This window comes from bacterium (genome assembly GCA_040757115.1).
Lineage (GTDB): Bacteria > UBA9089 > CG2-30-40-21 > CG2-30-40-21 > SBAY01 > JBFLXS01.
In genome coordinates this window covers 1-25970 of record JBFLYA010000002.1, presented here as the reverse complement: position 1 = coordinate 25970, position 25970 = coordinate 1, and the positions used below count along the sequence as shown (strand labels likewise).

Here is a 25970-nt window from a genome sequence, read left to right as displayed (position 1 = left end):
TTATTGACTTAAATCTCAAATTCTGATAATATCATAAAGGTATGAAAAGAGAGGATTTATTACCAATAGGCATATTCATCGGCTTAATTGCTATATTCTTCATAGATATAATTACTATGTCCAGGATTTTTCTTCAAGAGGACATAACATACATATTCTATCCGATGAAATCATTTTATGCAGAAAATCTAAAGAAATTTGATTTCCCCTTATGGTTGCCGTATATCCAGTGTGGATATCCTATTTTTGCCATTGGTAATCTTGGTTTTTTATATCCGATAAATCTTTTACTATTTTTTAATCTTCCTGTCCCTATTGCCCAAAATCTCCATTATATTATCCATTTTATTCTTGCCGGAATATTTACTTATTTTTATGCACAGGTAATTGGGTTGCCTCGGGTTTCTGCTTTAATCTCAGGGATAATCTTTATGTTTAGTGGATTTTTCGTCGCCCATCTTACCCATATAGATATATTAAGTTCCAGTATATGGTTACCTTTAATCTTAATCTTTATGGAAAAGATTCTCAAAAGGGAAAAAACTCATATTTATGTAGTCTTAGCCGGCATATTTATCGGCATTCAAATCCTTGCTGGACATCAACAGATAACATTTTATTCATTATTATGTGTCAGTTTATACTTTTTCTCTGGAGTTTTATTTGAAGGTCGATGCCGGATATTGAATTTTTTGGTCAGCTTTGGATTAGTGATGATAATAGCTATTGGTCTGGCCGCTATTCAAATAATCCCAACTTATGAAGTATTATCCCTTTCTAATCGAGGGGAAGGGATAAGTCTGAAATTTGCTAATATTGCTAATTTCCCACCTATAAATTTCATCACCTTCATTTTACCTTATTTTTTAGGAGATAATGCAAATTATTTTGGGAAATGGAATTTTAGTGAAGGATATGGTTATGTAGGTATTTTTCCGCTAATATTAGGATTATTTGGCATCTTAAGAGACAAAAATAGACATATTTATTTTTTCTTATCCTTATTAATCCTATCAGCCATATTGATGATGGGTAATGTGACACCTTTATATACTATGTTATGGCACCTACCTATATTTAATAGCATTAGGGCACCGGCACGATTTTGTTACCTTTTGACCTTTTCTATTTCTATCTTAGCCGGTTTTGGCTTTTCATATCTAATCACTCAAAAAATAAATAGAAAAGTTATCCTGCGAATATTATACTTATCCTTAATATTAATCTTAGGTGGGATTATTTTTACAATGGATATTGAAAAATTTTTACCCCGGGATTTTCCTTTAAATAAAATTAAATACATCAAACAAGATGCCTACATATTTCTAATCTTTTTATGTATGAGTTTTATCATCTTATATTTTTGGGTTAAACAAAAATTACAACTAATGATTTTTAAATTCCTTGTTGTCCTTTTTATTATAATTGACCTATTCTTATTTAATATGAGGGGGGGGCCAACTACGGTTAAAATATCACATTTACCGGAGATATTTACTCCAAATACCGGTAAGTTTCTGTTACAAGATGAAGACATATATAGATATATGTCAATCTACCCAGGTATTATACTGATAGAAAGTAATGAAGAAATAGAAGAGTTCTTGAATAGAGTATTATCACCCAATATGAATATTTGCACCCATCTCTCTGAGATGAATATGAAAACGGGTTTGATTTGTGTAAGGCATTGGTTAGAGGTTATAAAACTTTTCCGAAAAGACACGCCTATACATATTACCGAACAAGAAGTAATTCCCCTTATGATTAAAAATAGACAGTTACTTAATTTATTTAATGTTAAATATATTTTATTGACCCGGGATATTCCTGATGACAAATTTAGGATGGTATTTGAAGATAAGAGCGTTAAGATTATCGAAAATAAAGATGTTCTTCCACGGGCATTTATCGTGCATAACTCTAAATTAATTAAAGAAAAAGAGGCTGTTCTTCAGGAATTAAGCAGTAAAGAATTTAATCCAGAACAATATGTTATTCTGGAAGAAGAGGTTAGAAGTCAGAAGTCAGAGGTCAGAGGTCAGACGAAAGCAAAGGACACTCCAAAATCCAAAATTATAGACTATCAACCAGAGAAAGTAACGGTCAAAGTTGCTCTTAATAAAAGTGGTTTTCTTGTATTATCGGACACATATTATCCTGGCTGGCAGGCTTATGTAGATGGAAAAAAGGAAAAGATATATCGTGCTTATCATACCTTTAGAGCAGTTCCTCTTGAAAAAGGTAATCATCTTGTAGAATTTAGATATGAACCTTTATCAGTCAAAATAGGGATGTTTATTACTGGTTTGACCATTTTATGTCTAATATTTTTCGTAATTATATATCCCCGTGTCTGTGTGGTATAATCAGCTGATTGAACAGGTTGAAATACTTAGATACTCCTTCTGAAATTTGCCAATCCTAACAAACCAGGCAATAAAAGTAACATAGTTGAAGGTTCTGGAACAACAGGTGCCGGGGGTGGTGAATTTACTTCAGCATCATGAGAGAAAGGCGCCCTTCTATAGTATTTTTTCCCATATTTGTTCACAACAATACCCGCTAGATCAAAATGAATACGGCTATAACCACCCCAGTTTATCGAGAGATAATGAATATCCCCCAAATCTGTTCCACTCCCACCAGGATTATAATTATGGACAATCTCCCCGGCTGTACTAACCATTAAATTAGGTAGCCAATAAGCACGATAATAGGTTGGATAGATACCATGAGGAGGCATCAAGAATGGGTTGCCATAGTAGTTAAAATCTATTGGAGAACCGTTGATATTTACATAGGCTCCTGGCAATCCCTTTTCGTTCTCATTTATAGCAATATAAAGAGTGACATTCTTTATATAATCAGCATTATGTGGAGATGAGGCTCCCAGAACTTGCAGTTCAAAATCAGAAGCAGTAGTGGTCCAGGACTCAGTGATAGGGTCGTAAGTAGAGCCTGGAATATACAATTGAAGGCTGGGGATAGCATAAGCTGAAGAAACAATAAAGATTATCCCCCATAAAAAAAGAATTAGTTGATTAACCCCTTTAAAAAATATTTTTCTCATTGTTTTTTATCCTCCTTGATATTTTTTTATTTATTTTATCAACTTGGTTATATTATAACATATATTTTTTAATTTGTCAAGACTTTTTTTATTTATTGTTATGTATTTTTAGGAATGAGAATTGCTGCGTGCCTGTAATGGGTTAGTTATTTGGGGGAACGAACATTAACCTGTGGAGGACAAAGCAATGGAAATAGTAGGTAAGTAGGTAGTAGGTAAGTAGGAAAGGGATAAAGGATGTGCACGGTATTCCTCAGAAGTGTAAACAAGGAGAAATGGGGAAAAGGGAGAATTGGAGAAATGGCTCAAACTTTTTCTTACTCCACCCTTCGGACATCAATCCTGGTGTGGTGTTGAGTAAGTTTTGCACGGCGTATCATCAGATTTCATAACCTGCAAACGGATAATTGGTAACTGGTAACTGGTTAAATAGTTTCGTCCTGAGCTCAGCCAAACGGTATTTAATTACCAGTTACCAATCACCAGTTACCAGAATCGAATTCCGTGCGTTATTTGTTCAACACGACACTAACTTTTTATGGACATTAATACAGGCATTAATAATCCTATCAGTTAACTCTTCTTTTCTCCACTTCTCCATCTTCTCCCTTTCTCCTTATTTTTATCCTACCTAAACCCTTACAGAGATTTGTTCTGTAACATCGTCGTGTCCTTCGTGCTCTTCGTGGTGAATAGTTACGATGTGACAAGAAGATTTCCACCCCCTTAATCCCCCGCCAGCGGGGGAGATTTCAGATTCCATCAGCGGGGGGAACTCAAATTGGCAGTCTATAACCTAACCGCACAGGTTAAAAAATTGCTCGTCACAATCATATTCCCTCTTAATAACTTATCTTTACCCACATCATAATTAAAAAATAATCAAAAAAATTCTTGACAAAATAATATATTGTGATATATTAGAGTAAGGAGTAAAATGTCTCTAATTTTGGCTTGTAATTTATCAGCAACAAGCCGAAATACAAAATTAATAGATTTGCGATTTTTGATTGAAAACTGACTTTAAAACAGATCGGTTCAATCTAAAATCTAAAATAAAATTAAGGAGGTAGGTTAAAATGAAAAGGTTTGTAAGTTTAATGGTAGGGGTAGCAGTTTTGCTGGCAGGTAGTTATGTCCTGGCGGGTTCGCCTGGAAGTAAAGGAGCGGTGTTTTTAAAATTAGGCCAGGGGGCAAGGGCTAATGGTATGGGTGAATCATTTTGTGCGGTAGCAGATGATATTAACGCCCTCTATTGGAATCCAGCCGGGATTGCTCAGATTGAACAAAGACAATGTACCTTTATGTACTCAGATTGGCTGGCAGAGATAAAATACAATTACTTAGCCTATGTCCATCCTGCTCAAATAATGGGTGGAATTATGGGTGGAGCGATTACCCTATTAGATTCGGGAAGTATAGACAAATATGGTGCGGCTGCCAATCCAGAAGGTAACTATGATGGTAAAGATATGGCATTAGCAGTTTCCTATGCCAGAGAGATAAAGGGGAACTGCTCATTAGGGGCAACAGTAAAATACATCCAGATGAAGATCGATACCGAAAAATCTACCGGCTTTGGTTTAGATGTTGGTTGTTTATATAAACCTCAAGTTGAAAATCTCACTTTAGGAATGGTAGTGCAGAATTTTGGCCCTAAATTAAAGGCATTTGTGAGTGAAAAAGATGCATTACCATTAAATTTCAAGGTAGGTGGTGCCTATAAATTATTAGATAAGGCATTGACCTTAAGTCTGGATGTTAATTTCCCTTCAGATAATGATACGAATTTTAACCTTGGAGCAGAATACTGGTTCAAAGAAATAGTAGCACTTCGAGCTGGATACAAAACACTAACTAAAGATGAATTAAAATCCTCAGATTTAACCTTTGGAGCAGGATTTAGATTACCAGGCACAGGCATAGGACTTGATTATGCCTATTGTGATTATGGTGATCTGGATGATACGCACCGAGTGTCATTAGTGACAAAGTTTTAATTGGACGCAGATAAACGCAGATTTTTAAGATTTTTAGTAATTATTCAGCCACTGATGAACACGGATTTAGCACGGATAAATATCAGAGGACAGAAGTCAGAAAACAGAGGTCAGAGCACAGAAGGTGTTAGGGGCTATACCCTTATATTTTTAGGTTTTAAATTATAATCTGTGTCCTCTGCGAAATCTGTGGATATTATCCTGATAATCTGCGTCCATCTGTGTCCTAATATTTTGCTCTTTGATAATTTAAGATGGTTTTTTTGTGTTGACAGAGGAAAGAGAGTAGTGGTATAATGGATAAGTGATGAGGTGAGGAGATGAGAAAGAAAAGTGGAGGGCAGAAAAAGAGGAAATGGAAGGTTCATCTTAAAATTCCAAAGTTTCTTATCCCAAGGGATGAGCCAATCGTTCCAAAAGTATTTAATCTGATAGATTACGCAGGTGGGATAGTGGTATTTTTTATCTGCTGGGCAGTGTATCTACACACACTTACTCCTACGATTGGATTTCATGATTCAGGGGATATGGTCACAGCGGCTTATGTTTTGGGCATTCCACATCCAACAGGTTATCCGTTGTATTGTCTACTTGGCAAACTATGGATGACTATTCTACCGATAGGAAACATTGCCTATCGGATGAATTTAGCCTCTGCCTTATGTGCCTCTTTGGCATGTATGATGGTGTATTTTATCATCTTAAAGGTAGGAAGTATGAAGTGTGAAGTAAGAAGTGAGGAAAATAAACTCATCCTTCATCTTTCATTCCTCATCCCTGCGATAGTTGGAGCATTGATGCTTGCCTTTGCTACCACTTTCTGGGAACAAGCAGTAATTGCAGAGAAGTACACATTAAACGCTCTGTTTGCCACGCTCTTAATCTTCATCCTCCTAAAGTGGGCAGAAGTAGGAAGTACGGAGCAAAAAAATCAAAAATCAAAAATCAAAAATCAAAAATATCTTTACCTCTTCGCTTTCACCCTTGGCTTATCTTTTACCCATCACATGCAAACAATTTACTTAGTCCCAGCAAGCATATTCTTTGTCATAGTCGTGTCCTGGAAGAAATGGAGGCAAGAAAATCCAACTCGAAAACCTTACCTCTGGGTGCTCTCGATTGACTACTCACTACTTATCAAACTATTTTGCTTATTCATCTTGCCAGTGTTTCTATACCTATATCTACCAATTCGAGCATCTACCCACCCAGTGTATAATTGGGGTGATCCAAGTACTTTTGAAAGATTAATCGCTCATTTAACCGCAGAAGAATATAGAGAAAGATATTTTGCTTCTACTCAACTTCTTCAACGATTAGTAAAACATACAATTACATTTTTTCCACTTCAGTTTAGTAGTTATTTTGTAATAATTAGTTTGATGGGATTAACATTTTGTCTTTCAAGACAACGCTTATTCTTTATATTTTTATCCTTAATATGTAGTGCTAATGCTTTTTATTCCATTCATTATACCATTCTTAATATTAAAGATTATTATATTCCATCATATATGATTATGAGTATATGGATTGGTTATGGCTTTATAGAGATAAGTAAATTAGTTGTTAAACTTTTACCTAACTATATTTATTCATTATATGTTGTTATCATAATTTTATGTCCAGTTTTTCTATTTAAATCTCATTATTTCCAGAATGATAAACATAAGTATTATTTTGCTTATGATTGTGGAATGAATATTATGGCTCCATTAGAATCAAAGAGTATTATCTTTTTAAAGGGGGATGCTGTCCTTTTCCCATATTGTTACCTTCAATATATTGAGAGAAAAAGGCAAGACTTAATTTCTATCTTTAGTTATCTTGATAAAGATTGGTACATAGAAGAGATTAAAAGGAAATATCCTAAATTGAGCGTTTCTGAAATAAAATCACCTTCTACTAACGAACAATTATATCAGATAAAGGCTAGTGAAATCATTACTCAAAATATTGATACTTATCCAATTTATGCATTAATGGATGAATTTATACCCCAAGGATTCTCCAAGATTCCAGCGGGTATATTTTATCGAGTAATAAGAAGTAAAGATGAACAAACATTTATTTCGCATATTAATGAAGTAAGATTTAATCTTAGAGGTATTCACGATAAAGAAATATATCAACAAGATTGGAGTGCAAAGGATGATGTAATATTAAATTATGCCAATAGTTATAATAACTTGGGGCTATTATATCTTCAAAAGGGGGAATTTTTACTCGCAATCCGTGAATTTAAGAAAGCAATTAAGGTAAATCCAAACGATGCATTAATTCATACTAATTTAGCCAAAGCTTATCTTCAGATAAATAATATTGAAAGGGGTGTCATTGAATTTCAAAAAGCATCAAAATTGAATCCTAATAATATCACATTACATAATTATTTAGGAAGTCTTTATGCTCAAAAAGGAAGATACAAGGAAGCTATAAGAGAACTTAAACAAGTAATTAAGATGGATATAAATAACATTAAAGCACACCAAAATTTAGCCTGTGTGTATTACAGCCAAGGCAAATATTCTGAGGCAGAAAAAGAATGTAATTTAATTTTAAAAATTAATCCTGAAAATACATATATTAAACAAATGTTTCAGACAATATCAATTAAAATTGAAGGAGGAGATAAAAATGGATAAAAAGATGAAATGGGTGGTTTATTTATTATTAGTAATAGGAGTCTCGTTTAAATTAGAAACTGTGGAAGCTATGGAGGTGAGTGGCACTCAAAGTGGTATTTGGAATCTTGGAGGTAGTCCCTACATAATTACGGCTACTGTTACTGTGCCTTCTGGTGAAACACTTGTTATCGAGCCAAGAGTAGAAGTAAAGTTTGCAACTAATACAGCGTTGATAGTGTATGGTACCTTAAATGCTTCTGGGGCAGAGAGAGGAACTATTACCTTTACTAGTTTTTCCTCTCCTACACCTGGATATTGGCAAGGAGTTGAATTTAATGGAACAAATGCGAAAGGGACAATTAGTCATTGTGAAATTAGCTATGCTAAGCAAGCAGTGTATTTAAAAAATGTATGGGAAATTGTAATTACTTATAATTCTATTCATGGAAATAAAGGAAATGATGGAATTACTGGTTCGTCAGGTAGTATAGGTTGTGGAATATACCTTTTAGGATCAAAAAATAATCTCATTGGTACAAATACTATCTCCAACAACGTAGGTGGTCAAGGAGGTGCAGGCTTTGACTTTTACTCTGGAGGGGCAGGTGGTATAGGCTGCGGGATATACCTCTCATCATCAACAAATAACACCATCTTAGGAAATGTAATCTCACAAAATACAGGCGGCCAAGGAGGAGGAGGCGGTTTTAATGGTGATGGTGGTATAGGTGGTATAGGTGCGGGAACATATCTTTTATCTTCTACAGGAAATATCATCTCAGGTAATACTATATCAGATAATACAGGTGGTCAAGGGGGATCTGGAAATGGTTTAGGTATGGGTGGTATAGGTGGTGTAGGTACAGGAATATATCTTTCATCTTCTACAGGAAATACCATTTCAGGTAATACCACATCAGATAATATAGGGGGACAAGGAGGGTCAGGTGGTGCTAGTAGTTCTGGTGGTATAGGTGGTGTAGGTGCGGGAATATATCTTTTATCCTCTACAGGGAATACTATCTTAGATAATATCATATCAGATAATATAGGGGGGCAAGGAGGACCAGGAGGCGGATACTGGGGTAGTGGTGGTACAGGTGGTATAGGTGTGGGAATATATCTTTCATCTTCTACAGGAAATACCATTTCAGGTAATACCACATCAGATAATATAGGGGGACAAGGAGGACCAGGTGCTGAAGCTGGTTACGAAGGGATATCTGGTCAAGGATATGGTCTCTACATTGACTCAAATAGCTACAATAATACCATCTTTCCTTCCAATACCTATAATGGTGAACTAATTCATTATTATTATGGAATTACTACTTCAACTACTATTGAGTATCAAACTTTGACTCTTGCTGGTTCTGGTTCAACAAATCTCGGTCGAATTGTATTAATTAATTGTTCAAATTTTACTATCCGATATAATTATATCGTTGGAGGAATCGGAGAAAATGGAAAAGTAGGCCGCCCTGGTGTTCCAGGTGGAATAGGTGCTGCCATATATCTTTTATTCTCTACAGGAAATACTATATCAAATAATACTATATTACATAACATAGGTGGTCAAGGAGGAGCAGGTGCGCTGGGCTATCAAGGTTCTACTGGTGCAGGTGGTATAGGTACTGGTATATATCTTTTATTCTCTACAGGAAATACTATATCAAATAATACTATATCACATAATATAGGTGGTCAAGGAGGAAGAGCTGGAGGAGCGTATGGTAGTTCTGGTGGTATAGGTGGTGTAGGTACAGGAATATATCTTTCATCATCTACAGGAAATACCATTTCAGGTAATACCACATCAGATAATATAGGCGGGCAAGGAGGAGCAGCAGGAGTCCCATGTGGTGATGGTGGTACAGGAGAAGTAGGTAGTGGAATTTACTTAATTTCGTCGGATGATAATAACATTACCTATAATACTCTCAGATATAACCGAGGTGGCGATCCAGCTGGTAATGGAGTAGGTATTTATTGTAAATCTTCAGAAATTTCTCCACTTATCTATAATAATATCTATAATAACCAAACATATAATCTACAAACAGATGGGACTCAGACAGCAGAATATAATTGGTGGGGACAACATCCACCTGCTACTTCGACATTTTCTGGTAATATTGATTATGAGCCTTGGTTATCAGAAGGACCTCCAGCAAATATTACTTTGATTTTGCCTATTTCTGGCTCTGTAGGAACAATAGTAACGATAAGTGGAATAGATTATAAAGTGACTGAAGTGATAAGGATAGATTTTGGCACTACCCAAACCATTGTTTTGACTTCTACTGATAGTTTAGGGCAATTTAATACCACTTTTACCGTTGGCACCCAACCTTATGGCACTAAAACGGTGAAGGCGACAGGTTTGAGTTCAGGTAAGAGTGCTGAAACTATATTTTTTGTCATTCCACGAATATTTATGATTACGCCATCACTGGGAACAGTAGGAACTCTTATCACTGTAGAAGGTGCTGGATTTGACGCAACAGAGGGTATCTGTATTAACTTTGGCACTACGCCTACAATTGCCTACACCACTACTAATTTCTACGGAGCATTTTCTGCCGTATTTACTATAGATACCCAACCTTATGGCATTACGACTATTACAGGTAGAGGGATGGTAAGTGGTAATATGGATAGATGTCCCTTTATCATCCTGCCAAATATTGGCTTTATTAACCCTACTTCTGGGACTATCGGTTCTATTGTCACCGTAATGGGTAATGGCTTTGGGGCAACTGAATTAATCAGGATTGAGTTTGGGACTACTCCGACTATTACTTTAGCTACTACTAATGCCTTCGGTGGATTTGAGGTAATATTTACCGTCGATAGCCAGCCAATTGGAACGACAACTATTACGGCTTATGGTTTGATGACCGATATTTATGCTCAGACAACCTTTTATATCCTCCCAACCACTCTTTTGAAAATTACACCTGCCATACAGAATATTGCGGTTAATTCAACATTTACCGCTTATGTGGAAATAGAGGATGTAACAGAATTAAGAGTAGCAGAATTACATCTTAGTTTTAACCCCAATATCCTTCAGGTAATTGAAATAGGCACAGGAACATTTCCACCAGAGGGTTGGGTACTCCAGAATAAATATGATAATACTAAAGGTGAGATAGATTATAGCGTTGGGCTAATTTCTGGCTCTGCTACTGGTTCGGGAATACTTTGTCAGATAAAATTTAAAGCTATCCTGGGTGGAACCTCAAGTGTTATCTTTGATTTTGATTCGCAACACAATCGGATGACAAGATTAAGAAAGCCAGGAAGTATAGATATTCCATTTAATACTCACTCTGCCCTCTATTATGTTATTACCTCTATCTCTGTTTTCCCAAAGGATAAAGTGGTCAAGGCAGATGAGGTAATTAATTATAACTGCGTGGCATATTGTAGTGGTTTAGAACTTGATGTTACTGGCTCTACTACTTTTACTACATCGGGTGGTGGTTCATTTACCCTTAATACCTTTTCTGCCTATTACATCGGCACATATACCATCAAAGGGGAATATCTTGGGTTTATTGGCACTACCTCTATCATTATCACCCCTGGCACTCCAACTACCCTCCATTATATCTCTGGAAATAACCAGGTTAATACCTGCACCTTTACTTTAAAAGACCCATTTATAGTTAAGGTAGTGGATAAATATAATAATCCTTGCTCTGGGGTAGATGTAGAATGGAAAATTATCTCTTCGCCGCCCGGGTCAATAGATTATTCTATCTCTCCAACTAAAACGACTACCAACATTCAAGGCACAACATCTTCCTTTCTTACCTTAGGCACAGAACCACCAGGCACATATACCATCCAGGCTATTTCGGTAGGATTAACTGGCTCTCCCTGCACTTTTACTGCCTATTCATTGAGAAGATTTGGTAATATAGCAGGGTTTTGCTTGCTTAATTTAGGGACTTCGACATTGGGTACCTGCTCAGATATTCAAGTTAGGATTGTAGAAATTGGGACGACTACAATGACTAATAATAATTCTTACTTCTTTTTTGGGAAGATTCCTGTAGGAACCTACACCCTTACCTTTGATACCTGGGGGGCATCTCCTGCGAGTAAAACTAATATTTATATCAGTCCAACCCAATTTGAGGATACCAGTTACATCGGCACAATGACCTTATTGGCAGGGGATATAACTAATGATGGTAAGGTAAATATTGACGATTGGCCTGGGTTTGTTGATGCCTACGGAGATTATAAAGGTAACCCTGAAGGTAATTGGGAAAGAAATAAAGAGGGTGATTTTAATCATGATGAGCAGGTTAATTCATTAGATTTTGAAATCTTTGGAGATAATTTTGGGAAACAGCAAATAAAGGCTAAAATAGCAAAATTAACTCCGATGCCGGCTAAAACTAAAAAGACTGAAGGCAGAATAGAATTGTCATTTAATCTTGAGACACTTGAAGGAGTAGATATTGATGAACTGCGGGTGGGGAATATTATCTATCTGAAAATATATGTTCGCGATGCCAAAGACTATCTTGGTGGTGAGATTCACTTATCTTTTAATCCAAAGGTATTACAGGTAATAGATGCGGATAACAGCAAAGATGGTATCCAGATTCAACCGGGGGATTTCCCACGGGGTTCAGTGAAACATCAGGCTGATATTCTGAAGAATGAAGTAGATAATTCATCAGGTAAGATTGATTATGCGGTCGTAGTCTGGGAGCCAGAGATAGATGATGAAGGATTATTAGCTACCGTGCCATTCAGGGTCATTTCTTGTGATGTCTATTCTAAAGTTAATTTTGAGTTTGATGATGAAGAAAACCGGGAAACAAAGTTTATCGAAAGAATTGGTCAGGAACAATCTATTGACCAGCGACCTGCGGTATTAGATGATGAAATAACTATCAAAGTGCCAGCGGTATTTAATAATTTAGAGGGTGCTTTGGTCTATCCTAATCCTGCTTATAAAGGGCAAGAGGTAACCTTTACTCAGATTACCACGGATAAACAGGTGACCTTAAGAATATATAACATAGCCGGTGAATTAGTCATTGAGAAACAAAAAGATAACATCAATGATAGCCAGATTAAATGGAATTTAAAGAATAAAGATAACGAAGATGTTGCTTCGGGTATTTACATCTATTTCTTAAAGGATGAACTCGGCTCGGTTAAGAAAGGTAAGATTGGGGTGATAAAGTAAAGAGCACAGGCTACAGACTACAGACCGAAGACCAAAGACTAAAGGCACCAAAGACACAAAGTTAAAAAATTGCTCGTCACAATCATATTCCCTCTTAATAACTTATCTTTATACATATCATAATTAAAAAAATAATCAAAAAAAATTCTTGACAAAAATAATATATTGTGATATATTAGAGTAAGGAGTAAAATGTCTCTAATTTTGGCTTGTAATTTATCAGCAACAAGCCGAAATACAAAATTAATAGATTTGCGATTTTTGATTGAAAACTGACTTTAAAACAGATCGGTTCAATCTAAAATCTAAAATAAAATTAAGGAGGTAGGTTAAAATGAAAAGGTTTGTAAGTTTAATGGTAGGGGTAGCAGTTTTGCTGGCAGGTAGTTATGTCCTGGCGGGTTCGCCTGGAAGTAAAGGAGCGGTGTTTTTAAAATTAGGCCAGGGGGCAAGGGCTAATGGTATGGGTGAATCATTTTGTGCGGTAGCAGATGATATTAACGCCCTCTATTGGAATCCAGCCGGGATTGCTCAGATTGAACAAAGACAATGTACCTTTATGTACTCAGATTGGCTGGCAGAGATAAAATACAATTACTTAGCCTATGTCCATCCTGCTCAAATAATGGGTGGAATTATGGGTGGAGCGATTACCCTATTAGATTCGGGAAGCATAGACAAATATCTTGATGGTAATGATAATGTTCCGGATGGGACATACGAAGGTAAAGATATTGCCGTAGCGGTATCCTATGCCAGACAGCTGATGGAAAAGTGTTCTGTGGGGGCAACAGTAAAATACATCCAGATGAAGATCGATACCGAAAAATCTACCGGCTTTGGTTTAGATGTTGGTTGTTTATATAAACCTCAAGTTGAAAATCTCACTTTAGGGATGGTAGTGCAGAATTTTGGCCCTAAATTAAAGGCATTTGTGAGTGAAAAAGACGCATTACCATTAAATTTCAAGGTAGGTGGTGCCTATAAATTATTAGATAAGGCATTGACCTTAAGTCTGGATGTTAATTTCCCTTCAGACAATGATACAAACTTTAATCTTGGGACAGAATATTGGTTCAAGGAAATAATGGCCATTCGTGCCGGATATAAAACACTGACGAAAGATGCTTTAAAATCATCAGACCTGACTTTTGGTGCGGGATTTAAATTCCCAGGGACGGGTATTGGTTTAGATTATGCCTATTGTGATTATGATGATTTGGATGATACCCATCGAATTTCTTTGATGACAAAATTCTAAGAGTTACCGAATTGAGCAGATGGTAGGGTTAAAATAGGAAAAAAGAGGAAAGGTAACTATTCACCACGAAGGGTACGGAGAGCACGAAGTGAAATTTGATGAATTATCGAATAGAGTCATTGGATGCGCTATAGCGGTGCATCGAACTCTTGGGCCAGGTTTGCTTGACACCGTGAAGAGTGATAATTCACAATTCACAATTGACAATTCACCATTCACCATTATGAAGGAAATTTAGTAAAGAAATTGTGAATGGTGAATAGTTACGAGGAAAGAAACCACAGAGGATACAGAGAGAGGGAAGAGGTTAAGAAGATAAGAGGTGGAGAAGTTAAGATTTAAAAGTCTCTTTTTCTTAACTTCTTATTCTTTTAACTTCTTAACCTCTTTTATTCTCTGTGGTTAGTTTTTGAGATTACCGCAGTAATTAATATTGAAGAGGAAAAGATGGAAATAGCAGAGACAATAAAAAAACTTATACAAGAACTTATAGTGCCTGATTTGCAAGCCATTAAGTCAGAAAATGAACAGATTAAAACTGCTCTGGCAATGATGAATAAACGACTGGATGATATGAATACCCATCTGGTGGACCAGAGCAGAAGAATTGATGAAACGAACAAACGGATTGATGCTCTGAGAGTAGAATTGAAAGAAGAAATAGCTAAAAATACGATGCGGATTGATGAAACAAATAAACGGATTGATGAAACAAATAAACGGATTGATGAATTAAGAGTAGAATTGAAAGAGGAAATATTTAAAAATACGATACGAATAGATGACACAAATAAACGGATTGACCGACTATATGAGGTAATTGTCAGACGAGATGAGTATGAGAAGTTGGAAATAAAGATTCTAAGACTTGAAAATGAGGTAACAGGGATAAGGAGAGAATTGAAATTAGCCGCATAATTAAAAAGGAACTGAAGGAAATGATGTGTCCATAATCTAACCACGGAGAAGACGAATTAGAGATAAAGAGTTGTAATTGAAGGGAAGGAAATTCGTTTTTTGAAGAGTGCCGTGGTTTTATTTTTGTATGGTTACTGAACTTTTGCAACCTAACTTTTGCAGAAAAATAAATTTATCGTAATCTGTGGATTATTTTAGCATTTCGTATATCAACTTATTTTTACCGTTTCACTATAGATTTAGGAGGAATAAAGTATGTCTGAGGAGACAATTGAACAAAATAAACAACTCCAGAGATTATCCAGCCTCTATATAATTGGTAAAGCAATGGGTTCAACCATTATTCTGGATGAACTGCTTGATTTGATTATGGATGCCTGCATATCTCAGTTAGAAGCTGATACAGGCTCAATAATGTTACTTAATGAAGAAAAAGGAGAATTAACAATAAGTATCGCCAGAGGGCTTTCACCTGAGGTAATTTCAAATACCAGGATAAAATTAGGTGATGGGATTGCCGGGACAGTGGCAAAAGAAGGAGAACCTCTACTCCTTATTGGTAAAGTAACTGACCTGCGTTTTAGAAAGATACGGGAAGAAGAAAGAATAAAATCCGCTATGTGTGTTCCTCTTTCGGTTCGTGATAAAGTCATTGGTGTCATATCTGTTAATCGGCTAATTAAACCAATAGATTATACCAGTGAAGATTTAGGGCTTTTATCTTTATTCGCCAGTCAAGCCGCTTCCGCCATAGCCAATGCAGAACTTTATAGTAAAGCCGAATCAAGAATTAATGAACTGACTAAAATAAATGAGATTACTCAAACACTTAATTCTATCCGCAGTGAGGAGGAAATATTTAGATTAGTTGGAGATACCCTGCATGAGATAGTCAAATTTGATTTTTGTGCACTACTACTCTATGAAAATGACGAAAATAACTGGTTGTGGATAAAAACCAATACTCAACTCTCTCAAAAATATATTAGTGAGATTAAAGATAAATTAGTCTCTATGTTTAGTAACCTCTCAGATATTAAAATTACCCCGGAACACCTTATCACCACGATAGATAAAATAGGAGAATCAATGGATAAATCTATCATTGGGAAAAAGTTTGAATCATTCCTTGCATTTCCATTAGTCGTTCGAGGGAATGTAATTGGTATCTTTAATATCTGCCGTGTTGAAGAGCAAGCATTTAATCAAGATAATTTAAGGGTGTTATCTACTTTAGCCAATACAGTGGCTATTTCCTTAGAAAATGCTCGATTATACCGCGGAATGAAACAAAAGGTAAGTGAATTATCCACATTATTTGAGGTAGGTAAGACGATTTCTTCTACTTTAGATTTAGAGAAGGTTTTAACCTTAATTTTAGAGGTAGCCGCAAGACTTATGGAAGCATCCATTTGCTCTTTAAGACTGATTGGAGAAGAAAGGGAAATAGTATTAAATGCCTCTTATGGTTTAATGCAAGAGTATTTTAATGAAAAAGGAACAACCATTGGTCAACGCAAAACCATAAGTGAGGAGGCACTTCAAGAACGAAAACCAGTGATTATCACTGATGTCCCTAATGATAAAAAATACTACCATCCTGAATATGTGGCTAAAGAAGGTGTAAATTCATTATTATGTATTCCATTAGTGGTGAAGGAAGAATCAATTGGAGTCCTGACGGTATATTCTACACGGCGCCAAAGATATACACAAGACCAGGTAAATTTACTTTCGGCTATTGCCGACCAGGCGGCTATAGCGGTTTCAAATGCCAAATTACATGAAGAAATACATAATAGTTTCCTGCGCACCGTTAAGGCATTGGCCGCGGCCGTAGATGCTAAAGACCCCTATACTAAAGGACATTCTGAATCAGTAGTTAAATATACATTAGATATAGCCAGAGAATTAGAACTCACGGAAGAAGATATAGAATCGCTTGAAATTGCCGCACTTCTCCATGACATAGGTAAAATTGGGATAAAAGAAGATGTGCTTCTCAAACCTGGTAAATTAGATGAAGATGAATGGCGTGTCATCAAGGAACATCCAATGATTAGTGCTAAAATTCTGGGACCTGTAGAATTTCCGGAAATAATAATGTTAGCCGTCAGACTTCACCATGAACAAATAGATGGCAAGGGTTACCCTGATGGATTAAGCCATGACAAAATACCTTTACATGCAAGTATTATTAAGGTTGCGGATGCCTTTGATGCGATGACATCAGATAGACCTTACCGTAAAGCATTGCCGCTGGATGTGGCTATAAATGAATTAAAGAAAGGCTCAGGAAGTCAGTTTCATCCGGGAGTCGTCCAGGCATTTCTCAGAATACTTGAACGAGAACAACATAATCTTCAACAAATCGCAGGATAAAGGAGAAAAGGTTAAGAAGAAAATAAGTTACCACTGCTTTGTCTGCTCAATTGATATATCCCAATTTATACCCCGAGCCGAGAAACAAAAATGAATATCAACGCCTTAACAAAGATAGTTGGATTAATTGGTTATCCCATAGATTATACCTTATCCCCCCTGATGCATAATGCCGCATTTAAAGAATTAAACCTGAACTTTGTCTATCTACCATTTAAAGTCAAACCAGAAAACCTGAATTTAGCCATTAATGGTTTGTTAGGCTTAAATATTTCTGGAGCAAATGTAACCATACCTTACAAAGAAGTGGTAATGAAGTATTTAGATAAGTTTTCCTATGAGGCAGGTTTAATTGGAGCAGTAAATACTATTTGTGTGGATGACGGAAAACTAATTGGAGATAATACGGATGGGAAGGGATTTGTTGCCTCACTTATCGAAGAGATGAATGTTGACCCTGCGGATAAAAAGGTTTTTATTTTAGGTGCCGGCGGAGCGGCACGGGCAATCGGCTTCTCATTGGCTAAATCAGGAATCAAAAGAATAACTTTTATGGATAAAGATGTGGTTAAGGCAGAAACACTCACGACACAGATTAAACATTATTTTCCCAAATTATGTATTGAGACCGTGAGATTAGAAGATAAAGAATTTGAAGATAATATTAAAGATAGCGATATACTCATCAATGCGACACCCTGTGGTATGTCGAGAAATGACCCCTTATTAATTAATCCAGATTGGCTTTCTTCCCGGCAGGTAGTTTATGACATCATCTACAAACCAGTTCAAACCCTGCTTCTTAAAGTAGCCCGCGAAAAAGGATGCAAAACACAAAATGGGCTCGGAATGTTGGTTCATCAAGGAGCACTCGCATTTGAGATGTGGACAGGTAAAAAAGCACCAGTTGAGATAATGCGAAAGGCAGTAATCAAAGATTTATCAACCACTGATTAACACGGATTAGCACGGATAAATACAGAGGGCAGAGGGCAGAAGGCAGAGGGCAGAAGGCAGAGGATAATAGGAGGAAAAGCCTTCAGCCTAATTACGAACACGGATTACGAATTTTCAGTGTTTCATCCGTGTCCATCTGTGGCTGAATAGTTACTTTCTAACTTCTATTCACTATCTTTAATTCCATCCCAACAGAAAGGATGCTATTTCCTTTTAACTTATTTAATTTACAAATAGTTCCTGGAGAAACATTATATTTATTTGAAATCTTGTATAAGGTATCCCCTGGTTTAACAATATGAGTTATGAAAGTTTTTTTCTCCTGCTGAAGGATAGGATTAGTTTTTTGAGGGGAGTTTACGGAATTTGATTTTTCAGATTGATTCTTTACTGGAGTTATTTGCCACTGATGAGTTTTGACAGTAGAAGTAAGGAGTAAGTCGTCACATTTTAAGTTAATGGGTCTATTATTGGCCGCTTTAGCCGGATTAAGTAATATATCCAGAATAGGATAATTTAAGGTAACGCAAAGATAAAAGATTGCGCCGCAAATAAAAATAAAGCCACTTTCTCGCATAATATATATAATCGGCATAATCACCAGTTTTCTTTAATAAAAAATAAAGTAATTATTTTGCCCAAATGAAGTGTAGGAAGGGGAAGATTGGATTTTTTGAAAGTATAAAGTTAGTGAGGAAGATAATATTGGTAGAAAACCATAGACAATCAACCAATTCCGTAGAAACCACATATTGATAGGAACCTTTAAAATATTATACATACCGTATTTAGAAAGGATGGTGGTTTAGTTGGTTTCTCATAAAAAGATGGGACTGATTACTGGCAGAGGTAATTTACCTGTGATTTTAGCTCAACAAATAAAAAAACAAAATATTGAACTTGTTATCATTAGCCTGGTTAAAGATGAACAAAATGAACTGCAGGCAATTGCCAATAAATTCTATTCCTTTGAAATTGGTCAGATGCAGACAATAATTGAGACATTAATTCAAGAAGGCATAAAAGAGATTTTTATGATTGGTAAGGTTGATAAAGAAATAATCTTTGATAAATCAAAGTTAGACAATAGAGCAATTGGTCTATTGTCTAAATTAAAAGCCAGAGATGATAACGCCATTATGAAAGCAATAATAGATGAACTTGCAAATGATGGTCTTTTGGTTTTGGACCAAAGGCAATATCTGTCAGATTTATTAGCTCAAAAAGGCATATTAACCCGGATGCAGCCAACACAAGAGCAATGGCTCGATATTGAATATGGTCTTTTGATGGCGAAAAGTATTGCCTCTCTAAACATTGGCCAGTCAGTTGTTGTCAAAGATAGAGTGGTTTTAGCTGTAGAGGCAATAGAAGGCACGGATGAGACAATTTTAAGGGCTGGTAGTTTTGGTCAAGAGGGATTAGTTGTGGCTAAAACATCTAAATCTGACCATGATATTCGATTTGATATTCCCACAGTTGGTATTTCAACGATTAAAACAATGATTAAGGCAAAAGCAACGGTTTTAGCCCTAGAGTCAGAAAAGGTATTAATTGTAAATAAAGATGCGGTGATAAAAGAGGCAGATAAGGTTAAAATTGTCATTGCGGTCTTATAAAAAAATTCGTAACCGTTCACCGCAGAGACACAGAGACGCAGAGAAAAAATTAAAAACTATTTACCATACGCTTCATTCCATTCCTGATTTTCATCAGAGCAAGCTTTTGAGGCCCGACATCTCATGATTGATTAATAATTTGGTTTTGATGTCCTATGTATGACAATGATTACCTCAATAATCTTTTCTGGTAAGCGTTCAGGTGGTGTAACAAAAGGAGATGTGGAGATTAAGGAGATAGGGAGATATTATTAAAAAAATTGAAATTAATAGAAACTAATAGAAATTTATGGAAATTTGTTGTTTTCCACAATCAATTTCTACCTATTTCTATAAATTTCAATCTATTTCTATTATCTTATCTCCATATCACTCTTATCTCCTTATCCCCTTTCTTACACTTTTGATATATAGCCTGAACGGTTACAAAAAATCAAATATTAAATATTAAAAATCAAAAATAAGAATAAAAGAATTCCTTAATTTTGATATTTGCTCTTTGATTTTTGATATGATATTTGATATGTCATTTTGCATTTTAATATTTAATTTTTAATTTTGTATTACAAAACTTATTGTATTTCAAATAGTTTTGTAATAACTCAATACTTTCCCTTTTGTTCTCTGACCACGCTAAACAGGTTGCGGCTTTATCTTACATAGTTCCTATTTCAACCTGCTTTACTACCCCAATTTTTTCACCTAATAATCTTTTACCTATTTCGACAAATTTTGAAGAGGCGTCGCTGACATAAAATTTATAGACAGGGGTAGGATTTTGGTTACAAAGTAAGTTATTTTCCTCTAATACCTTTTTTGTCTGGAAGGCAACTTCAATTGCGGAATCAACCAATACGACTTCATTCCCCATAATTTCTTGTAAGATGTTTTTTAAGAATGGATAATGTGTGCAGCCTAAAATTAGTGTGTCTATTTGATTGTTTTTTAATGGGGTAAAATAGTCTTGTGCCACTAATTTAGTTACTTTATGTTCAAACCAACCTTCTTCTACTAATGGCACAAATAAAGGGCAGGGTTGATTTGTGACCTGAATGGTGGGGTCTATGGCTTTAATTGCCTCAAGGTAGGCATTGCTGGAAATGGTAGCTTGAGTGCCAATCACACCTATTCTTTTAGACCGACTTATCTTTATTGCCTTCAAAACACCAGCCTGGATGACACCGATAATTGGCAGGCTAAATCTTTCTTTTAATACACCTAAGGCTAAAGATGATGCAGTATTACAGGCAACGACAATCATTTTCACCTGCTGTTCGATAAGAAAGTTAGCAATCTCAAGGGAAAATCTGCGGACAGTTTCTTGAGATTTTGAGCCATAAGGGGTTCGGGCTAAATCACCAAAATAGATTATATCTTCTGAAGGTAAGGTTTTCATTATTTCAGCCGCTACCGTCAACCCACCAACTCCAGAGTCAAAGATACCAATAGGTAAATTTTTATTCGCCATTAGCATTATTCCTTATGAATATCCATCTTGATAAAATAAGGTGTTTTTTATATCCTTTTCCATATTCCGCTTTTACCGCCTGCTTTTTTAATCAATTGTATCTCTGAAATAGTCATTTCGCGGTCAACGGACTTACACATATCATAGATAGTCAAGGCGGCAATAGAAACTGCGGTTAAAACCTCCATTTCTACGCCTGTTTTAGCCCAGACAGTAACCTGTGCCTCTATTTCTATGTCAGTCTCATTTAGATTAAACCTAATATCAGCAGATTCTATCATTAATGGATGACACATAGGGATTAATTCGGATGTTTTTTTAGCGGCTAAAATCCCGGCAGTTGCGGCAACACTTAATACATCGCCTTTTTGTATCTTTTTATTACAAATGAGCTCAATAGTTTCTTTTTTCATCAAAACCTTTGCTCTGGCGATGGCTATTCGTGAAGTTACATCCTTCTGACTGACATCAACCATCCTGGGTTGTCCCTGTTTGTCAAAATGGGTTAATTTAGACATATTCTCTCCTTTATGTCCTATTTATAACTCTGTTTTCCGTAATAATTTTATGCACCGGGATATCTCGGTCTTCTGCAGGCACATCATTCACAATTTGCAATTCATATGCTAAACCAATAAAAGGAATACCGCACATCTTGCTTAATAAATTATCGTAATAGCCTCCTCCATAACCAATGCGATTGCCGTTTTTATCAAAAACTACCCCCGGAACAATCACTAACTTTACTTTTGATAAATCTACCGGTCTTCGATATTCAAGTTTTGACTCTAAAATTCCAAATTTACCGACTTCCAGCTCTTTATCAAAATCCTTTAATTCACAAAGAGATAAACTTTTGTTTCGTTCGACGATTGGCACCGCAACTTTTTTATTCAGCATTAATGTCTCTTTAATCATCTGATGTGTCTGGACTTCACTTTTAAAAGAGACATAAAAACAGACAAAGGCTGACTCTTTAAATTCTGCTAAATCAAAAAGCCTTCCTTTTATCTTAAAACTTTTTGCGGTTATCTCCTGGATAGTTAACAAATCTCTTCTGGCTAAGATTGCCTTTCTTAAATCAGTTTTCATTTTCCCTTATTTACACGGACATTTAAACAGTTGCCTTTTCCGTAACCGTTCACCGCAGAGACGCAGAGACGCAGAGAAAAAAATTAAAAACTATTTGTCATACGTTTCATTCCATCTCTGATTTTCATCAGAGCAAACTTTTTAGGACTGACATATCATGATTGATTAACAAATTTGGTTTTGATGTCCTATGTATTACAAAGATTACCTCAATAATCTTTTCTGTGATCTGATTTATTTCCATGTCTTCTCTGTTTCTCTGCGTCTCTACGGTAAATTACCACCTGAACGGTTACCCTTTTCCAGACAGCATTTTTTGTATTTCTTGCCACTGCCACAAGGACAGGGGTCATTTCTGCCCAGTTTATGTTTTTCTTCTATTATTGGTATTTCTTTTTGCTTTTGGGGATGTTTTGTCGGGATGGTTTCTCTTCTTTCTACCATTTGAACAGGTCTTTGCTGGAGGACAGGGTTTGCCACTATTTGAACTTTAAAGAGGTATCCGACTGCCTCCTCTTTAACCTTGACAATTAATGCGTCAAACATTCGATAGCTTTCATGCCGATATTCAACTAATGGGTCTTTTTGTCCATAGGCGCGTAAATTAATTCCTTCGCGAAGATAGTCCATATTATGGAGATGGTCTTTCCAATGGGCATCAAGCACATGAAGCATAATGCTTCGTTGAAGTTGGTCCATCTGTTCTTTTCCAATTAAATCCTCTCTTTCTTTATAGACCTCTTTAATTGTGGAAGTTACCATTTCTTTCAGGTCATCAAAGTTTTGCACATTACTTAAGTCCATTATTATCCCAAAAACTTGATATAATCCATTCATTAAACCCTCTTTATTCCAATCACTGGGATGGTCTTTTTCATTAGCGTAAGAATAAATGGTGTCATCCATAACTTCATCAATTATTTCCTGGATATGTTCTGAGATACTTTCTTCGTTTAAAATTCTATCCCTTTCTTGATAAATAATGGTTCTTTGCTGATTCATGACATCATCGAATTCTAATAATCTTTTCCGGATGTCAAAATTATGGCCTTCCACCTGTTTTTGGGCTCGTTCAATTGCGGTAGTAATCCAGGGATGTTCAATCACATCGTCTTCTCCTAACCCCAGAGTTTCCATAATCCCTTGAATTTTCTCAGAACCAAATATTCGCATCAAATCATCTTCTAATGAAAGATAAAATTTAGATGAGCCTGGGTCTCCCTGTCTTCCAGCCCGACCCCGAAGTTGGTTATCAATTCTTCTTGATTCATGCCGCTCAGTACCGAGAATATGTAACCCGCCTGATTTGACGACTTCATCGTGTTCTTTTGGATCTGGTGGATTACCGCCAAGGACAATATCTGTTCCTCTACCAGCCATATTTGTGGCAATAGTTACTGCTTTTTTATGTCCAGCCTGGGCAACTATGTGTGCCTCCATTTCATGATATTTAGCATTAAGCACCTGATGAGGGATAGCCTCTTTTTTTAGCAGGGCACTGAGCCGTTCTGACTTTTCTACAGAGATAGTTCCGACCAACACCGGTCTGCCGGCTTTATATAACTCTACGATTTCCTGAATAACGGCTTTGAATTTCGCTTTTTCTGTTTTATAAATAACATCCGGATACTCGGTGCGAATCAGGGATTTATTAGTTGGAATAACGACTACTTCTAATTTATAAATCTTATCAAATTCTTCTGCCTCTGTATCTGCTGTTCCGGTCATTCCGGCTAATTTTTCATACATTCGGAAGTAATTCTGGAAGGTAATCGTAGCCAGGGTTTGATTTTCCTGTCTGACGCGGAGAGCCTCTTTTGCCTCAAGGGCTTGATGAAGTCCTTCTGAGTATCTGCGACCGGGCATCAACCGACCAGTAAATTCGTCTATAATTACCACTTCACCATCTTTAACCATATACTCGACATCTCGCTGGAATAATGTATGGGCTTTTAGTGCCTGAACAACATGATGGGATAAATCTATATTACTCGGTTCATAAAGATTTTTTACCTTAAGTAATTTTTCTACCTTTGTTACCCCTTCTTCAGTTAAATTAGCCGTGCGAAGTTTTTCATCAACCTGATAATCAGTTTCCTTACGAAGGTAAGGGATAATTTTATCAACTTTATAGTATTTATCCGTAGATTCTTCGGCTGGGCCTGAGATAATAAGTGGTGTTCTTGCCTCATCGATTAATATAGAATCTACCTCGTCCACAATGGCAAAATAATGGCCTCGTTGCACCTTCAGGTCTTTATGTCCAACCATATTATCTCGGAGGTAATCAAAACCAAACTCATTATTTGTGCCGTAGGTAATATCACAGCTATAAGCCTGTTGTCGCTCTCGAAAATTCAAATCATGCTGAATGACCCCTACGCTAAGACCTAAAAATTCGTAGATTGGTCCCATCCATTCGCGGTCTCTTTTGGCTAAATAATCATTAACCGTAACGATATGGACGCCTTTGCCTGTCAATGCGTTCAGGTATGCGGGTAGAGTGGCGACTAAAGTTTTCCCTTCACCTGTTTTCATCTCGGCAATTTTACCTTCGTGTAAGACTATCCCACCAATTAATTGCACATCAAAATGTCGCATATTAATGGTGCGTTTCCCAACTTCACGCACCACGGCAAATGCCTCGAATAAAATATCTTCCAATGTTTCGCCCTCGGCTAATCTTTTTTTAAATTCATCTGTTTTTGCCTGTAACTGGGCATCAGATAATTGAGTAATTGCTGGTTCTAATGCAGTAATTTCTTCAGCTAAAGGCATTAGCCGACGAAAATCCCGCTCTTTTTTAGTCCCAAAAATCTTTTTTAATAAACTCCCAAACATCTTTCCCTTCCTCCTCTGTTTATTATATCATAATGAATATTTATTGTCAATGAGTTTTATTGTAACCGTTCAGGTAATCCTTTACCGCAGAGACGCAGAGAAACAGAGAGAAAAATATCTTTTTTTCGTGTTTTTCGCGTTTTTCGGTGTTTAAAAAGGCTTAAAAACAATTACAGCGGTTATTAACTGGAAGTCTACATAGGATAATACCCATAAATAAGGCATGAGAATAATCGTTCCGTTAGGAACATAATATCGGTAGGAATAGATAGACAAATCAATCAGTTCCGTAGGAACGATATATTGGTAGAAAATTTGTGGAAAAATTCTACCAATATATTGTCCCTATGGGACATTATTTGTATGATATTTATTTCTACCAATATGTTGTCCCTATGGGACATTATTTGTATGATATTTATTTCTACCAATATGTTGTCCCTATGGGACATTATTTGTATGATATTTATTTCTACCAATATGTTGTCCCTATGGGACATTAAATGAAGCAAAG

The 25970-nt window shown here is 36.1% G+C and carries 17 protein-coding genes; 11 read left to right on the top strand and 6 right to left on the bottom strand.

The genetic code is table 11. The annotated features are described in order from the left end of the window. Window positions 1-41 precede the first annotated feature (41 nt). Window positions 42-2369 carry a YfhO family protein gene (locus AB1422_00090; GenBank protein ID MEW6617750.1) on the top strand — a complete coding sequence of 776 codons (2328 nt, stop codon included), beginning with the start codon at window positions 42-44 and terminating at the stop codon, window positions 2367-2369. 26 nt (window positions 2370-2395) lie between these two features. On the opposite strand, the gene AB1422_00085 is transcribed toward AB1422_00090, so the two are convergent. Further along, entirely contained in the window at window positions 2396-3073 is a 678-nt protein-coding gene (locus tag AB1422_00085) for a choice-of-anchor N protein (protein MEW6617749.1), read from the bottom strand. A gap of 1079 nt (window positions 3074-4152) precedes the next feature. On the opposite strand from AB1422_00085, the gene AB1422_00080 reads away from it, so the two are divergent. The 7 genes from AB1422_00080 to AB1422_00050 all read left to right on the top strand — a co-directional run bounded on the left by AB1422_00080 (window position 4153) and on the right by AB1422_00050 (window position 18436). Continuing rightward, window positions 4153-5073: a PorV/PorQ family protein gene (locus AB1422_00080; protein MEW6617748.1), complete on the top strand. Its 921-nt coding sequence runs from the start codon at window positions 4153-4155 to the stop codon at window positions 5071-5073. Between the two features lie 320 nt (window positions 5074-5393). Continuing rightward, window positions 5394-7718, top strand: coding sequence for a DUF2723 domain-containing protein (locus AB1422_00075; GenBank protein MEW6617747.1), 2325 nt, complete (start codon window positions 5394-5396; stop codon window positions 7716-7718). After that, entirely contained in the window at window positions 7711-12918 is a 5208-nt protein-coding gene (locus AB1422_00070) for a right-handed parallel beta-helix repeat-containing protein (protein ID MEW6617746.1), read from the top strand. The genes AB1422_00075 and AB1422_00070 overlap by 8 nt, the downstream gene beginning before the upstream one ends. 334 nt (window positions 12919-13252) lie before the next feature. Continuing rightward, window positions 13253-14179 (top strand): PorV/PorQ family protein, encoded by a 927-nt coding sequence (locus AB1422_00065; protein MEW6617745.1) that lies wholly within the window; start codon window positions 13253-13255, stop codon window positions 14177-14179. A 447-nt stretch (window positions 14180-14626) separates the two neighbouring features. Further along, on the top strand, window positions 14627-15097 hold the full coding sequence (locus AB1422_00060; protein ID MEW6617744.1) for a hypothetical protein: 471 nt from the start codon (window positions 14627-14629) through the stop codon (window positions 15095-15097). A gap of 255 nt (window positions 15098-15352) precedes the next feature. Then, entirely contained in the window at window positions 15353-17479 is a 2127-nt protein-coding gene (locus AB1422_00055) for a GAF domain-containing protein (protein MEW6617743.1), read from the top strand. 90 nt (window positions 17480-17569) lie between these two features. Continuing rightward, on the top strand, window positions 17570-18436 hold the full coding sequence (locus AB1422_00050) for a shikimate dehydrogenase (GenBank protein MEW6617742.1): 867 nt from the start codon (window positions 17570-17572) through the stop codon (window positions 18434-18436). A gap of 157 nt (window positions 18437-18593) precedes the next feature. Here the strand turns inward: AB1422_00050 and AB1422_00045 are convergent, their stop codons facing one another. Next, the gene (locus AB1422_00045; GenBank protein ID MEW6617741.1) at window positions 18594-19031 is read right to left on the bottom strand and encodes a LysM peptidoglycan-binding domain-containing protein; all 438 of its coding nucleotides are present in this window, start codon (window positions 19029-19031) and stop codon (window positions 18594-18596) included. Window positions 19032-19245: 214 nt separating this feature from the next. Between AB1422_00045 and lpxI the strand changes: the two genes are divergently transcribed. Together lpxI and AB1422_00035 are read left to right on the top strand one after the other, a co-directional pair. Next, window positions 19246-20055 carry a UDP-2,3-diacylglucosamine diphosphatase LpxI gene (lpxI, locus tag AB1422_00040; GenBank protein MEW6617740.1) on the top strand — a complete coding sequence of 270 codons (810 nt, stop codon included), beginning with the start codon at window positions 19246-19248 and terminating at the stop codon, window positions 20053-20055. A gap of 289 nt (window positions 20056-20344) precedes the next feature. Beyond that, window positions 20345-20506 (top strand): hypothetical protein, encoded by a 162-nt coding sequence (locus AB1422_00035; protein MEW6617739.1) that lies wholly within the window; start codon window positions 20345-20347, stop codon window positions 20504-20506. Window positions 20507-20710: 204 nt separating this feature from the next. On the opposite strand, the gene murI is transcribed toward AB1422_00035, so the two are convergent. The 4 genes from murI to secA form a co-directional block, all read right to left on the bottom strand. Further along, a complete protein-coding gene (murI, locus tag AB1422_00030) occupies window positions 20711-21523 on the bottom strand; it encodes a glutamate racemase (GenBank protein ID MEW6617738.1) in 813 nt (270 codons plus the stop codon). Window positions 21524-21570: 47 nt separating this feature from the next. Further along, a complete protein-coding gene (gene moaC / locus AB1422_00025) occupies window positions 21571-22041 on the bottom strand; it encodes a cyclic pyranopterin monophosphate synthase MoaC (protein ID MEW6617737.1) in 471 nt (156 codons plus the stop codon). A gap of 10 nt (window positions 22042-22051) precedes the next feature. Next, on the bottom strand, window positions 22052-22615 hold the full coding sequence (locus tag AB1422_00020; GenBank protein ID MEW6617736.1) for a 5-formyltetrahydrofolate cyclo-ligase: 564 nt from the start codon (window positions 22613-22615) through the stop codon (window positions 22052-22054). 267 nt (window positions 22616-22882) lie between these two features. Continuing rightward, window positions 22883-25456, bottom strand: a complete 2574-nt coding sequence (secA, locus tag AB1422_00015; protein MEW6617735.1) for a preprotein translocase subunit SecA — start codon at window positions 25454-25456, stop codon at window positions 22883-22885. Window positions 25457-25773: 317 nt separating this feature from the next. On the opposite strand from secA, the gene AB1422_00010 reads away from it, so the two are divergent. Then, window positions 25774-25959: a hypothetical protein gene (locus tag AB1422_00010; GenBank protein ID MEW6617734.1), complete on the top strand. Its 186-nt coding sequence runs from the start codon at window positions 25774-25776 to the stop codon at window positions 25957-25959. Window positions 25960-25970 lie beyond the last annotated feature (11 nt).